Raw genomic sequence first — 13,360 nt, 5'->3', positions numbered from 1 at the left:
CGGGGCCGGGCCGGTGCCGCGTACCTGTGACAATAGGTCGCGTGAATCAACGCACCGTCGTCATCCTCGGTTCGACCGGCTCGATCGGAACACAGGCGCTCGAGCTGATCGGCCGCAACCGGGATCGGTTCCGGGTGCTCGCGCTGTCCGCGGGCGGCGACAACGTCGCTCTGCTGGCGCGGCAGGCATTGGAGTTCCAGGTCGAGGTCGTCGGGGTTGCCAGGGCCACCACGGCTCAGGATCTGCAGCTCGCCTTCTATGCCGAGGCGCAGCGGCGGGGCTATGCCCAGGGCCAGTTCAGGATCCCGAAGATCATCACCGGCCCGGACGCCTCGACCGAACTGGCCGGCCTGGCTTGTGACGTGGTGCTGAACGGCATCACCGGATCCGTCGGCCTGCGACCCACCCTGGCCGCGCTGGACGCCGGTACGACGCTCGCGCTCGCCAACAAGGAGTCGCTCGTCATCGGCGGCCCGCTGGTCGTGAAGCGGGTCAAGCCCGGCCAGATCCTCCCGGTCGACTCGGAGCACAGCGCGATCGCCCAGTGCCTGCGTGCCGGCACCGCCGACGAGGTACGCCGTCTGGTGGTGACCGCGAGCGGTGGCCCCTTCCGTGGCCGCACTCGCGCGGAGATGGCCGACGTGACCCCCGAGCAGGCGGCGAACCACCCGACCTGGGACATGGGCCCGGTGATCACGATCAACTCCGCCAACCTGATCAACAAGGGCCTCGAGGTGATCGAGGCCCATCTGCTCTACGGCCTGCCGATGGACCGGATCGACGTCGTCGTCCACCCGCAGTCGATCGTGCACTCGATGGTCGAGTTCGTGGACGGCTCCACCGTCGTCCAGGCCTCGCCGCCGGACATGCGGCTGCCGATCGCACTGGCCCTCGGCTGGCCCGACCGGATTCCGGACGCCGCGCCGGGCTGTGACTGGACCAAGGCCTCCTCCTGGGAGTTCGAGCCGCTCGACGACGAGGCGTTCCCGGCCGTCCAGCTGGCCCGCCAGGCGGGGGAGCGCGGCGGTACGGCGCCCGCCGTTCTGAACGCGGCGAACGAGGTCTGCGTGCAGGCGTTCCGCGACGGGCGGCTGCCGTTCCTCGGCATCGTCGACACCGTCGCCCGGGTGGTGACCGAACACGACGTACCCTCGTACGAGGAACTGTCCGTCGACGACGTACTCGCCGCGGACGCCTGGGCCCGGGCCCGGGCCCACGAACTGACCGGCACCACCGTGCACGACCCGACCACCCTTCATGGCCAGGAGACCCCACAGGTATGAGCGCACTCCTCACTTTCCTCGGCGTGGTGCTGTTCGTGATCGGCATCCTGGCGTCGGTGGCACTGCATGAAATGGGTCACATGCTGCCGGCCAAGGCGTTCGGCATGAAGGTGACCCAGTTCTTCGTCGGCTTCGGCAAGACCGTCTGGTCGACCAAGCGCGGCGAGACGGAGTACGGGATCAAGGCGATCCCGGCGGGCGGGTTCGTCCGGATGATCGGGATGATGCCGCCGGCCAAGGGCCAGGACCCGACCAAGGTGCGCAAGGCCAACACCGGGCCGATCCAGTCGATGGTCGAGAACGCCCGCACGGCGGAGTACGAGACGATCGATCCGGCCGACAACGGGCGGCTGTTCTACCAGAAGGTGTGGTGGAAGAAGCTGATCGTGATGGCGTCCGGCCCGCTGGTGAACGTGGTGATCGCCTTCGTCCTGTTCGGCGGCCTGTTCATGCTGTACGGCGCCAACGTCGCGCAGACCACGGTCCGCACCGTCACCGACTGTGTGATCCCGGCGTCCGAGGCGGCCGACGCGGACCGCACCTGCAAGCCGACCGACAAGGTCTCCCCGGCCAAGACCGCCGGGTTCCAGGTCGGCGACAAGATCTTGTCCTTCAACGGCACCACCATCACCACCTGGGACGACCTGACCCCACTGATCCGGGCGAACACCGACAAGGCCGCGAGCATCGTGGTCGAGCGCAACGGTCAGCAGCAGACGCTGACCACCAACACCATCCTCAACCAGGTGGTGGAGAAGGCCGGCTCGGACAAGGTCGTCTCGGTCGGCTTCCTCGGCGTCTCGCCGGAGCAGAAGGTGGTCCGGCAGGACTTCCCGTTCGTGGTCGACAAGATGGGCGAGCTGACCGTGGCCACGGTGAAGGCGCTCGGCAACTTCCCGGAGAAGCTGGTCGGCGTCGCCAAGTCGATCGTCGGCGGCGAGCGCGACCAGGACAGCCCGATGAGCGTCGTCGGTGCCAGCCGGGTCGCCGGTGAGGTGGCCTCCAACCAGGACATGACGGCCGGTTCCCGGATCGCCTTCCTGGTCTCGCTGCTCGCCTCGCTGAACCTCTTCCTCGCCCTGTTCAACTTCATCCCGCTGCTGCCACTGGACGGCGGGCACATGGTCGGCGCGATCTGGGAGGGCATCCGGCGCGGCTTCGCCAAGCTGCTCGGCCGGCCCGACCCCGGGTACGTCGACGTCGCCAAGCTGCTGCCGATCGCCTATGTGGCGGCCAGTGTCATCGTGGTGATGGGTGTCCTGCTCGTCATCGCCGACATCGTCAACCCGATCAGGCTCTTCAACGGCTAGCCACCGGCCAGAAGCAACTCTCAACGGATCAAAGGAAAAATGAGCATCTCCCTGGGCATGCCCGCGCTGCCTCCGCCGACCCTCGCCCCGCGCCGCAAGACCCGCCAGATCAAGGTGGGCAAGGTGCTGGTCGGTGGCGACGCCCCGATCTCGGTCCAGTCGATGACCACCACGCTGACCTCCGACGTCAACACGACGCTGCAGCAGATCGCGGAGCTCACCGCGGCCGGGTGCGACATCGTCCGGGTCGCCTGCCCGTCGCAGGACGACGCCGACGCGCTGGCCGAGATCGCGCAGCATTCGCAGCTCCCGGTGATCGCCGACATCCACTTCCAGCCGAAGTACGTGTTCGCCGCGATCGAGGCCGGCTGCGCGGCGGTCCGGGTGAACCCGGGCAACATCCGCAAGTTCGACGACCAGGTCAAGCAGATCGCGGCCGCCGCCAAGGATCACGGCACCTCGATCCGGATCGGCGTCAACGCCGGGTCGCTGGACCCGCGGCTGCTGAAGAAGTACGGCAAGGCGACGCCCGAGGCGCTGGTCGAGTCGGCCGTCTGGGAGGCGTCGCTGTTCGAGGAGCACGACTTCCACGACTTCAAGATCTCGGTCAAGCACAACGACCCGGTCGTGATGGTGAAGGCCTACGAGCTGCTCTCCGAGGCCGGCGACTGGCCGCTGCACCTCGGTGTGACCGAGGCCGGCCCGGCCTTCCAGGGCACGATCAAGTCGTCGGTCGCCTTCGGCGCCCTGCTGGCCAAGGGCATCGGCGACACGATCCGCGTCTCGCTGTCCGCGCCGCCGGTCGAGGAGGTCAAGGTCGGTCTGCAGATCCTGCAGTCGCTGAACCTGCGCGAGCGCAAGCTCGAGATCGTCTCCTGCCCGTCCTGTGGCCGCGCCCAGGTGGACGTCTACACGCTGGCCGAGCAGGTCACCGCCGGTCTGGAGGGTATGGAGGTCCCGCTCCGGGTCGCCGTGATGGGCTGCGTCGTGAACGGGCCGGGTGAGGCCCGGGAGGCCGACCTCGGTGTTGCCTCCGGCAACGGCAAGGGCCAGATCTTCGTCAAGGGCGAGGTGATCAAGACGGTGCCCGAGTCGAAGATCGTCGAGACCCTGATCGAAGAGGCGATGCGGATCGCCGAGGAGATGGGCGAGTCGGCCGAAGGCGGCGAGCCCAGCGTCGTCGTCGGCTGATCCCCGGCGTACCGGACGAAATCGTCGACTTCTCCGGTTTGCCGGACAGCTCTAGCTGATCGACCTGCCAAACCGGCAGCTCCGCGTTCGCCGGCAGCGTCAGGTGACCGAGTACCCTCGCCGCGTGACGGACTACATGGTGGTCAGTGCGACCCGCGGCGAGGCTCGGTACGTTCCGGACAGGATCCCGGTGATCATCACCGGAGTCGGCAAGACGGCCGCGGCGGTGATCACCGCACAAGCTCTGGCCGGCCGCGACACCTGCAACCTGGTCGTCCTCAACGTCGGTACGACGGGTGCGCTGCGCGCCGGTCTGTCCGGGCTCTACCTGCCGAGTGAGGTCGTCAACCACGACATCAACGCGGAGGCGATCCGGGCGATCGGGCTGGACCCGAAGGAGTCGCTGCTGATCGAGGGTGGCGACGGGACGGTGCTCGCCTCAGGCGATGTGTTCGTGACCGACCCGGCGGTCAAGGCGCGACTGGCCGAGCGGGCCCATCTCGTCGACATGGAGGCGTACGGCGTCGCGTTCGCCTGCCGCCAGTTCGGCGTACCGGTGCGGCTCGTGAAGCACGTGTCCGACTCGGCCGACGAGACCGCGCTGGACTGGCCGGCTCAGGTCGACATCAGCGCCAGGGCCCTCGGCGACTGGCTCCGCAGCGAGCTCAGCTGAACAGCATCTCGAGCGCCTTCGTCTCGCGAGTCAGCCACCGCATCACCCCGACCCCGCTCGCCAGTACCGCTCGGTTGGCCTCCAATGCTTGCTCGACGGTCACCCACCGCGGCTCCAGTTCGAGGTTTGCCTCGTAGGTCTCGAGTTGCTGGACGCCCGTCGGCGTCGCTCGACTCGTGCAAGCGAAGTAGTGCGAAGTCATCTTGAAGACCTCGTACGCCGGGTCGGCGGAGCGCGCGTACTCGACCGTGTCTCCAAGCCTCTCGCCGACGGCGACCTCGCGCAGGCCGCACTCCTCCAGGAACTCGCGTTGCAGCGCGGTCTGGAGCGTCTCGCCGGGCTCGACCCCGCCGCCGGGAAACTTGTAGTCGCCGTGTCGCGAACCGAGGAGCAGAAGTTCATCGCCCCGAAACAGCACACCGCGGACCGCGACGCGTTCGATCGCCAGGCAGGCGAGATCCAGGGGCTGGTCGTGGACGAAGGTGGCGAGATGCATGGGCCTAGTCTGGCTTGACCTTGACCCCAGGGGCAGGGTTTAGCGTCGGGGTGAAGGAGGCGGCATGCACATCAGCGACCTGGCGGCCGAGGCCGGTGTGACGGTCAAGGCGGTGCGGTACTACGAGTCTCAAGGGCTGTTGAAGCCGCGGCGCGAGGCCAACGGGTATCGCATGTACGGCGCCGAGGACGTGATCGTGGTGCGGGAGGTCAAGGCGTTGCTGTCGCTCGGGTTGACGGCGGAGCAGACCTACCCGTTCATCGAGTGCCTGCGGGCCGGCAATGATCGCGCCGACGTCTGCCCGGCGTCGCTGACGGCGTACCGGGCGCGGATCGACGAGGTGGATCTGCGGATCGCCGAGCTGACCGAGCTGCGGGCCAAGCTGGCCGGCCTCCTGTCCGATGCCGAGAACTGGAGGACCAAGGGATGACCGAACTACTCACTGCGGACGAGGCCGACTTCGACCAGGTGGTGCTGGGAGCCGACAAGCCGGTACTGGTGGACTTCTGGGCGCAGTGGTGCCCACCGTGCCACCAGATCGTGCCGATCCTGCAGCAGGTCGCCGTCGAGCGTGCCGGCCGGCTGACGGTGGTGAAGGTGAACTCCGACGAGAACCCGGCCATCTCCGCGAAGTACCGGGTGATGGCGCTGCCGACGCTGATGCTCTTCCATCACGGCGAACTGATCTGGTCGGTCGTCGGCGCCCGCCCGAAGGCGAAGCTCCTGAAGGAACTCGACGACGCCCTGCTGGCCGCGGTCTGAGCCAGGCTGCCGGCTCGCACACCCCTTGCTTGGTAGCCAGCTAGATTGCTAGCATCTGGTCCGTGACCGGAGAATCTGCCAAGAAGGCGCAGTTCAACGTCTATCTGCCCCCGGAGCTGATCCGCCGGGTCAAGCACCGGGCAATCGACGAGGGCGCGAGTCTGTCCGCCCTCGTCGAGCAGGCGTTGACGGCGTACCTGGACGAGCAGCAGGAGGCGCGGCAATGAACGACGTGGTGATCCGTCCGCTCAGGTTCACCGATCAGCTCCCCGCTCTGCGGGCCTTCTTCGAGACGCTGGGTCTGCGGTCGCGGATCGAGTCCGAGCGCGGGGGCTGGGTCGACCTGGTCGCGGGCCGGGGCATGGTGGCGTTGCACAGCGCCGCCGGTGCGACCTCGGGGGTGGAGCCGGGGGAGACCAGGCTGGCGTTCGAGGCGGACGACATCGAAGAGTTGCTGGGCCGGTTCCAGGCGGCCGGCTACGACGACGCCAGCATCGTCGACGAGGCGTTCGGGCGGGTGCTGACCGCGAGTGGGCCGGATGGCACCGAGCTGTGGATCGATGAGCGCAGCAAGGATCTCTACGGCTACAAGCTGCACGAGGCCCACCCGGACTTGCGCTGGTCGGTGACGCCAGTGCTGGAGGTCGCTGACCACGCGGGGTGGGAGCGGCTGCTGGGAGTGATCGGTGGAGACAGTTCTGAACTGGTGAAGTTTTGCGGGGCCGCGGGCGGGTTCGGCGTACGGATCGAGCTGACGACGACCGAGAGCCTGGTCGAGGTCGGCGAGCGACTGGCTCGGGCCGGCCGTTCGCCGGAGCTCGATGAAGGCGTGCTGACCGTGGTGGACCCGGATGGGCAGAGCGTGCGGGTCAGCGGGCAGTGAGTACCAGACTGCGTGACGACGCCGACTTCCGGCGGTACTGGCTGGCGCGGGCGTTGTCGATGACGGGCTCGATGGTGACGGCCGTGGCGTTGCCCGTGCTCGTCTACCGCATGACCGGCTCGCCGTTCCTGACCGCGCTCGTGACCGCGTTGGAGGCAGCGCCGTACCTGCTGACCGGGTTGTTCGCGGGCGCGCTCGCGGACCGGTGGAACCGTCAACGGGTGATGGTCGCCGCGGACCTGGTCAACGCCGTCGTGATCGGGTCGATCCCGCTGGCCCACCTGCTCGGCGTACTGACGGTCGCGCAGGTGCTGGTGGTCGGTTTCGTCGTCCAGGCGATCTACACGTTCTTCGACGGCGCCAACTTCGGGGCCCTGCCGGTCCTGGTCGGCCGGGCCCAGGTCGCGCAGGCGAACGCGGCCGTCTGGACCGCGGGCAGCCTGATCGAGCTGTTCGTGCCGCCCCTCGCGGGGCTGACGCTCGCGGTGATCAGTCCGGCCAGCTTGCTCGTGCTGGACGCGCTGAGTTTCGCGGCCTCCGCGATGGCGGTCCGGGGGATCGTCCGGGCGATGTCGGAGCAGCGGACCGAGCAGGTGCCGCTGCGGCCGCGGGTGGTCTTCGCCGACATCGCCGAGGGCGTCCGCTACCTGATTGGCCACGCCGGAGTGCGGACGATGACGATCGTCGGTGCGTTGCAGTCGTTCGCCGGCGGCGGCTTCGTCGCGTTGATGGTGGTCTGGTGCGACCGCGTCCTCGGCGTCGGTACGTCGGGTCTGCGGTTCGGGCTCGTGTACGGCGCATGGGGGATCGGCGGGCTGGTCGCCGCGGTCGCGTTGCCACGACTGCTGAAACGGCTCTCGGCGGCGGCGATCACCCTCTACGCGCTGCCGGCGTCCGCGACGCTGGGGATCGTCACGGCCCTGATGCCGAACTGGCCGACGGCGGCGCTGGCCTTGCTGGCTTGGGGGTCGGCGTACGTGCTGGTGATCGTCAACGCGATCTCCTACCGCCAGCAGGTCACGCCGGAGCAGTTGCTCGGCCGCGTCAACACGGCAGGCCGGATGCTGTCGTGGGGAGTGGGGTGGACGCTCGGCTCGATCGTCGCCGGAGTGGTCAGCGGCCAGCTCGGCGTACGGCCCGCGATGGTGGTGATGGGCGCGCTGGGCTTCGTCGCCGTCGTGGTCGCCTGGACCTCGCCGTTGCGGGGAATCGCGGCGGCGCACGACCCGTTGCGCGCTTGAGTCGCGATGATCCGCTAGGTTCTGCGGCGTGGGCGTACGGGTACTGGGTCCTCGCGACCTCTCAGCAGCGAGGGCCGTCATCGCCCGAGATCCGGTCGTGAACGTCTTCGTCGACTCGCTCGTGCAGGCCTCCGGACTCGACCCACGCCGCGGCGCGGAGGTCTGGGGATACGTCGAGAAGGGCGAGCTCGAGGCGCTCTGTCACGCGGGCGGCAACATGGTGCCGGTCGGGGCGGGGGAGGCCGCGCTGCGCTCGTTCGCGGCGTACGCGCTGCGCCGGGGCCGCAACTGCTTCCAGATCCTCGGCCCGGCCCGGGCGGTCGGCCAGCTGTGGACCGCGCTCGAGCCGCACTGGGGTCCGGCGCGCGAGGTGCGCGGCGAGCAGCCGTTCATGGTGATCGAGGGGCCACCGGCGATCGCGCCCGATCCGCTGGTCCGCCAGGTCGAACCGGTGGAGCTTGGGATCCTGTACCCGGCCTGTGTCGCGATGTACACCGAGGAGGTCGGCGTACCGCCGCAGACCGGACCGGACGGCAGCTTCTACCGCTCGCGGGTCGCCGAACTGATCCGGGCGGGGCGCGCCTTCGCCCGGATCGAGGACGGCAAGGTCGTCTTCAAGGCGGAGATCGGATCGGTCGGCAACGGCGTCTGCCAGATCCAGGGCGTGTGGGTGGATCCCGAACGGCGCGGTCAGGGGCTGGCGGCGCCGGGCATGGCCGCGGTGGTCGAGCTCGCGCGCGAGATCTCGCCGGTGGTCACGCTCTACGTCAACGCCTTCAACACGCCCGCGCGAGCGGCGTACGAGCGAGTCGGGTTCCGCACCGTCGAGACGTTCGCGACGATCCTGTTCTGAGCTTGAGGGCTCACTGTGATGCTCCGGTGACCACTGGTGAGGTTTGCTGAGCGGCAGCCCCGCCCAGCCGAAGGAACCTCATGCGAAGACTTGCTGTGTCACTGGCCGGTTTGACCGCCGTCGCGATCGCCGTCTCCGGCTTCGCGCCTGGACCCTCGGCTGCCGAACCTCCGGCTCCCGTTGACGCCGGCCCTTCGTACTACTCCTTCAAGTTGCCGGTTGGAGTGACTGTTGCCGATCTGGTGCGCGACGGCTACGACATCACTCATGGCCACGCCTCCCGCCCGACACTGGTTGCGACACCGGCTGAAGTCGATCAGCTGCGTGACCGCGGCGTGGTGGTCGGCAAGACCGGCAGTGTCTATCAGCCGGTCGTCCGCGCCACCTCGGACGCAGCCGGTACGACGTACTACGGCGGCTATCACACGGCAGCAGGGCACGAGCAGCACAATGCGGCGGTCACGGCCGCGCACCCGGCACTGGTGAAGCTGTACGACATCGGCGACTCGTGGAAGAAGGCCAAGGGGCAGGGCGGCCACGACATCCAGGCCCTGTGCATCACCAAGCGGACCACCGGCGACTGTGCGCTCGACAGCACCGGCCAGAAGCCGAAGCTCGTGCTGCACTCGCAGATCCACGCACGGGAGATTGCGACCGGCGAGATCGCGTACCGATGGATCGATCTGCTGGTGACGTCGTACGGGAAGGATCCGGAGATCACCTCACTGCTGGACACCCGTGAGCTGTGGGTGATCCCGATCGCGAACCCCGACGGCGTCGACGTGGTCGCGTCGAACCCGGACGAGCCGGTGCTGCAGCGCAAGAACCTCGACAACGCGAGGGGCGGCTGCCCGGTGAGCGATGCCGGCGTCGACCTGAACCGGAACTCGAGTTTCCAGTGGAACGTCCGGGAGGGCGAGCCGTGCGACGAGACCTATCCCGGGACGATGGCGATGTCCGAGCCGGAGACGGTTGCCGTGCAGGGGCTGCTGGACAAGATCTTCCGCGACACCAAGGGCGGCGTGACCGAGCCGGCGGCGGCCGGCACGACCGGGATCTTCCTGACGCTGCACAGTTTCGGCAACGACATCCTGGCGCCGTACGCGTACACCGGCACGGCCGCGCCGGACCGGGCCGCACTGGTTGCCCTCGGCAAGAAGATGGGCGCGCTGAACGGGTATCCGGTCTCCACCGGTGGCGGTGGGGTCGGGTACCTCGCGCCGGGGACGACCGACGACTGGCTGTACGGGACGCGCGGCGTGCCGTCGTACACGTTCGAGATCGGGCCGGACTCTGGCAGTTGTGGCGGGTTCTTCCCGGCGTACTCCTGCTTCTCGAATACGCTCTGGCCCGCACAGAAGCCGGCTCTCCTGTACGCCGCCCGCGCGGCCGGGGCGCCGTACGGGAAGCTGCCGTAGGTTTCTTACCCGTGGGTAACACGATCGGCTAAGGTCGTCGGCATGAGCAGACGGAGCAAGAGCACCACTGGCCTGGCCGTGTTGTTCGGTGTGTCGGGGGTGCTGCACTTCGTGCGGCCGAAGCCGTTCGAGCGGATCGTGCCGCGGCAGTTGCCGCGCAAGAAGGAGCTCGTCTACGCCTCGGGCGTCGCAGAGATCGTGTGTGCGGCCGGGCTGCTGCACCCACGCACGCGACGGACGGCGGGCCTGCTCAGCGCCGGCCTGCTGGTCGCCGTGTTTCCGGCGAACGTGCAAATGGCGCTCGACCTGAACCGGAAGGGAACGCCCCGGGCCAAGGCGATCGGGTTCGCCCGGTTGCCGCTGCAGATTCCGCTGGTCCGGGCGGCGCTGAAGGCGGCTCGCGAGGGGCGCTGAAGGTGCTCCGGGGGTGGCGCCGGAGCAGGGCTGTGGAAAAGTGGTGAGAGCACAACCCGTCGGCGGATATCCTCTTTGCCGTCAGTAGTTTGTTCAGCACTCTTTCACTGCTTGGAGACTCCCGTGATTCTGCGCATGTCGTCGCTGTTCCTTCGCACCCTTCGCGAGGACCCGGCGGACGCGGAGGTCCCGAGCCACCGGCTGCTGGTCCGGGCCGGGTACATCCGTCGCGCCGCCCCCGGCGTCTACACCTGGCTGCCCCTCGGGCTGAAGGTGCTGCGCAAGGTCGAGTCGATCGTGCGCGAGGAGATGGACGCGATCGGCGCCCAGGAGCTGACCTTCCCGGCGCTGCTGCCCCGCGAGCCCTACGAGGCGACCGGCCGCTGGACGGAGTACGGGCCGAACCTGTTCCGCCTGAAGGACCGCAAGGGCGCGGACATGCTGCTCGGGCCGACCCACGAGGAGATGTTCACCCTCGTCGTCAAGGACCTGTACTCGTCGTACAAGGATCTGCCGCTGTCGATCTACCAGATCCAGAACAAGTACCGCGACGAGGCGCGGCCGCGGGCCGGTGTGCTGCGCGGGCGCGAGTTCGTGATGAAGGACTCGTACTCGTTCGACATCGACCAGGACGGGCTGCAGGCGTCGTACGAGCTGCACCGCCAGGCCTACATCAACATCTTCGACCGGCTCGGCTTCGACTACGTGATCGTCAAGGCGATGTCCGGCGCGATGGGCGGCTCGGCCTCGGAGGAGTTCCTGGCGATCGCGGAGAACGGTGAGGACACCTTCGTCCGCTCGGCGGGCGGTTACGCGGCGAACGTCGAGGCCGTGCTGGTGCCGCAGGCGCCGGCCGTCGACGCGTCCGGCGTGCCTGCCGCCGAGGTGGTCGACACGCCCGATACGCCGACCATCGACACCCTGGTCGACGTGCTGAACGCCAAGCACCCCCGCACCGACGGGCGGGAGTGGACCGCGGCCGACACGTTGAAGAACGTGCTGGTGATGCTGGTCAACCCCGACGGCTCGCGCGAGCCGCTGGCCATCGGCGTACCGGGGGACCGGGCGATCGACGAGAAGCGGCTGGGCGCGCAGGTCGAGCCCGCCGAGGTGGTGGCCTTCGAGGAGGCCGACTTCGAGAAGAACCCGGCGCTCGCCAAAGGCTACATCGGTCCGGGCGTGCTCGGGTCGGAGAACGCGTCGAAGATCCGCTACCTGCTCGATCCCCGAATCGCCGAAGGGTCGGCCTGGGTGACCGGAGCCGACAAGACCGGCTACCACGTGCTCAATCTGGTGCACGGCCGCGACTTCACCGCGGACGGCACGATCCAGGCCGCCGAGGTGCGCGACGGTGACGAGGCGCCGGACGGTTCGGGTCCGTTGTCGTCGGCGCGCGGGATCGAGATGGGGCACATCTTCCAGCTCGGCAAGAAGTACGCCGAGGCGCTGGACCTGAAGGTGCTCGACCAGAACGGCAAGCTCGTCACGGTCACAATGGGGTCGTACGGCGTCGGTGTCACCCGCGCCGTGGCCGCGATCGCCGAGGGCAACCACGACGAGCTCGGCCTGATCTGGCCCCGCGAGATCGCGCCGGCCGATGTGCACCTGGTTGCCACCGGCAAGGATGCCGAGCTGTTCGCGAAGGCGGCGTCGATCGCTGCCGAGCTGGAGGCCCGTGGGCTGTCGGTGCTCTACGACGACCGCGAGAAGGTGTCGCCGGGCGTGAAGTTCAAGGACGCCGAACTGCTCGGTGTGCCCACCATCGCCGTGGTGGGCAAGGGACTGGCCGACGGCACCATCGAGGTGAAGGATCGCCGCTCCGGCGAGCGCTCCGACGTACCGGTCGGTGACATCGTCGACCACCTGGTCTCCGTCGTCCGCGGCTGACCGCCGAAGCATCCTGACCGCCGCTCCTGCCTTCGAGGCAGGGGCGGCGGTTTCGGTCGTCCGCCCGGCCGCCGCTTGTGGCACCCACCACACCCCAGCACCACTTGTAAGGGTAGAGCGGGACAATGTCCTTACGTCAGACTCGATCGCGTGCCTGACGTCTCGCTCCTCACCCTCCTCTTCCTGGTGATCGCGGCCTTCGCCGCGGGCTGGATCGACGCGGTGGTCGGCGGTGGTGGGCTGATCCAGCTGCCTGCCATGCTGCTCGGCCTGCCGAACGCCTCGCCCGCGCAGATCCTGTCGACGAACAAGATCTCCTCGTTGTTCGGGACGACGACCAGCGCGATCACCTTCGGGATCAAGGTGAAGCCGGATCGGCGGACCGTGCTGCCACTGGCCGGGCTGGCGGCGATCGGGGCGGCGGGTGGCGCGCTGGTGGCGACCAGGATTCCGATGGCCTGGTTCAAGCCGATCGTGCTGGTGCTGCTGATCGGGGTCGCGATCTACACCTGGTTCAAACCCGATCTCGGGTCCGCCACCATCCTGCGCTTCGACGGCCGGGCGCACTACCTCGCCGCCGGGGCGGTCGGGTTGCTGATCGGGTTCTACGACGGCGCGGTCGGGCCGGGGACGGGCTCGTTCCTGATCTTCGCGCTGGTCGGGCTGATGGGCTACAACTTCCTCCGGGCCAGCGCCAAGGCCAAGATCGCCAACGTCGCGACGAACGTCGGTGCCATCCTGGTCTTCGCCGCGCACGGCGCTCCGCTGTGGCGGCTCGGGCTGATCATGGGCCTGGCCAACATGGCCAGCGGCCTGCTCGGTGCCCGGACCGCGGTGTCGCGTGGATCACGGTTCGTCCGGGTGATCTTCCTGGTCGTCGTCTCGGCGCTCATCCTGCGTCTCGCGTACGACGTCTTCTGGGCCTGAGCCTTCGGCGATGCCCTAAAGT

The 13,360-nt window shown here is 68.7% G+C and carries 15 protein-coding genes; 14 read left to right on the top strand and 1 reads right to left on the bottom strand.

From position 1 onward, the window contains the following. Positions 1-41 precede the first annotated feature (41 nt). The 4 genes from dxr (at position 42) to OX958_RS20970 (ending at position 4,457) form a co-directional block, all read left to right on the top strand. Positions 42-1,283 (top strand): 1-deoxy-D-xylulose-5-phosphate reductoisomerase, encoded by a 1,242-nt coding sequence (gene dxr, locus OX958_RS20985; protein WP_270130742.1) that lies wholly within the window; start codon positions 42-44, stop codon positions 1,281-1,283. Continuing rightward, positions 1,280-2,593: a M50 family metallopeptidase gene (locus OX958_RS20980; protein ID WP_270130741.1), complete on the top strand. Its 1,314-nt coding sequence runs from the start codon at positions 1,280-1,282 to the stop codon at positions 2,591-2,593. Before dxr ends, OX958_RS20980 begins: the two co-directional genes overlap by 4 nt. 39 nt (positions 2,594-2,632) lie before the next feature. Next, on the top strand, positions 2,633-3,784 hold the full coding sequence (ispG, locus tag OX958_RS20975) for a flavodoxin-dependent (E)-4-hydroxy-3-methylbut-2-enyl-diphosphate synthase (protein WP_270130740.1): 1,152 nt from the start codon (positions 2,633-2,635) through the stop codon (positions 3,782-3,784). Positions 3,785-3,908: 124 nt separating this feature from the next. After that, positions 3,909-4,457, top strand: coding sequence for a nucleosidase (locus OX958_RS20970; RefSeq protein ID WP_270130739.1), 549 nt, complete (start codon positions 3,909-3,911; stop codon positions 4,455-4,457). Here OX958_RS20970 and OX958_RS20965 read toward each other — a convergent pair. After that, entirely contained in the window at positions 4,450-4,953 is a 504-nt protein-coding gene (locus OX958_RS20965) for an NUDIX domain-containing protein (protein ID WP_270130737.1), read from the bottom strand. The two genes, OX958_RS20970 and OX958_RS20965, sit on opposite strands and share 8 nt — an antisense overlap. Positions 4,954-5,017: 64 nt before the next feature. Between OX958_RS20965 and OX958_RS20960 the strand changes: the two genes are divergently transcribed. The 10 genes from OX958_RS20960 to OX958_RS20915 all read left to right on the top strand — a co-directional run bounded on the left by OX958_RS20960 (position 5,018) and on the right by OX958_RS20915 (position 13,338). After that, positions 5,018-5,383 carry a MerR family transcriptional regulator gene (locus OX958_RS20960; protein WP_270130736.1) on the top strand — a complete coding sequence of 122 codons (366 nt, stop codon included), beginning with the start codon at positions 5,018-5,020 and terminating at the stop codon, positions 5,381-5,383. Further along, the gene (gene trxA / locus OX958_RS20955; RefSeq protein WP_270130735.1) at positions 5,380-5,715 is read left to right on the top strand and encodes a thioredoxin; all 336 of its coding nucleotides are present in this window, start codon (positions 5,380-5,382) and stop codon (positions 5,713-5,715) included. Before OX958_RS20960 ends, trxA begins: the two co-directional genes overlap by 4 nt. Positions 5,716-5,777: 62 nt before the next feature. Further along, positions 5,778-5,942, top strand: a complete 165-nt coding sequence (locus OX958_RS20950; protein WP_270130734.1) for a CopG family transcriptional regulator — start codon at positions 5,778-5,780, stop codon at positions 5,940-5,942. Further along, the gene (locus OX958_RS20945; RefSeq protein ID WP_270130733.1) at positions 5,939-6,598 is read left to right on the top strand and encodes a VOC family protein; all 660 of its coding nucleotides are present in this window, start codon (positions 5,939-5,941) and stop codon (positions 6,596-6,598) included. The genes OX958_RS20950 and OX958_RS20945 overlap by 4 nt, the downstream gene beginning before the upstream one ends. Then, positions 6,595-7,839: an MFS transporter gene (locus tag OX958_RS20940; protein WP_270130732.1), complete on the top strand. Its 1,245-nt coding sequence runs from the start codon at positions 6,595-6,597 to the stop codon at positions 7,837-7,839. Before OX958_RS20945 ends, OX958_RS20940 begins: the two co-directional genes overlap by 4 nt. 28 nt (positions 7,840-7,867) lie before the next feature. Beyond that, positions 7,868-8,692 carry a GNAT family N-acetyltransferase gene (locus OX958_RS20935; protein ID WP_270130731.1) on the top strand — a complete coding sequence of 275 codons (825 nt, stop codon included), beginning with the start codon at positions 7,868-7,870 and terminating at the stop codon, positions 8,690-8,692. Between the two features lie 80 nt (positions 8,693-8,772). Continuing rightward, positions 8,773-10,110, top strand: a complete 1,338-nt coding sequence (locus tag OX958_RS20930) for a M14 family zinc carboxypeptidase (protein ID WP_270130729.1) — start codon at positions 8,773-8,775, stop codon at positions 10,108-10,110. 42 nt (positions 10,111-10,152) lie between these two features. Next, complete coding sequence (locus tag OX958_RS20925) at positions 10,153-10,524, top strand: DoxX family protein (protein ID WP_270130728.1); 372 nt, start codon at positions 10,153-10,155, stop codon at positions 10,522-10,524. A gap of 123 nt (positions 10,525-10,647) precedes the next feature. After that, positions 10,648-12,411, top strand: coding sequence for a proline--tRNA ligase (locus OX958_RS20920; RefSeq protein WP_270130726.1), 1,764 nt, complete (start codon positions 10,648-10,650; stop codon positions 12,409-12,411). A gap of 150 nt (positions 12,412-12,561) precedes the next feature. Further along, entirely contained in the window at positions 12,562-13,338 is a 777-nt protein-coding gene (locus OX958_RS20915) for a sulfite exporter TauE/SafE family protein (RefSeq protein WP_270130725.1), read from the top strand. Positions 13,339-13,360 lie beyond the last annotated feature (22 nt).

It is taken from the genome of Kribbella sp. CA-293567 (assembly GCF_027627575.1).
GTDB lineage: Bacteria > Actinomycetota > Actinomycetes > Propionibacteriales > Kribbellaceae > Kribbella.
This window is presented reverse-complemented; position numbering and strand designations above follow the sequence as displayed.

What these genes read in the sequence shown, in the direction of transcription:
- OX958_RS20930 (WP_270130729.1), top strand. Translation starts at nt 8,773, where the DNA reads ATGCGAAGACTTGCTGTGTCACTGGCCGGTTTGACCGCCGTCGCGATC.
- OX958_RS20925 (WP_270130728.1), top strand. Translation starts at nt 10,153, where the DNA reads ATGAGCAGACGGAGCAAGAGCACCACTGGCCTGGCCGTGTTGTTCGGT.
- ispG (WP_270130740.1), top strand. Translation starts at nt 2,633, where the DNA reads ATGAGCATCTCCCTGGGCATGCCCGCGCTGCCTCCGCCGACCCTCGCC.
- OX958_RS20945 (WP_270130733.1), top strand. Translation starts at nt 5,939, where the DNA reads ATGAACGACGTGGTGATCCGTCCGCTCAGGTTCACCGATCAGCTCCCC.
- trxA (WP_270130735.1), top strand. Translation starts at nt 5,380, where the DNA reads ATGACCGAACTACTCACTGCGGACGAGGCCGACTTCGACCAGGTGGTG.
- OX958_RS20980 (WP_270130741.1), top strand. Translation starts at nt 1,280, where the DNA reads ATGAGCGCACTCCTCACTTTCCTCGGCGTGGTGCTGTTCGTGATCGGC.
- OX958_RS20965 (WP_270130737.1), bottom strand. Translation starts at nt 4,953, where the DNA reads ATGCATCTCGCCACCTTCGTCCACGACCAGCCCCTGGATCTCGCCTGC.
- OX958_RS20960 (WP_270130736.1), top strand. Translation starts at nt 5,018, where the DNA reads ATGCACATCAGCGACCTGGCGGCCGAGGCCGGTGTGACGGTCAAGGCG.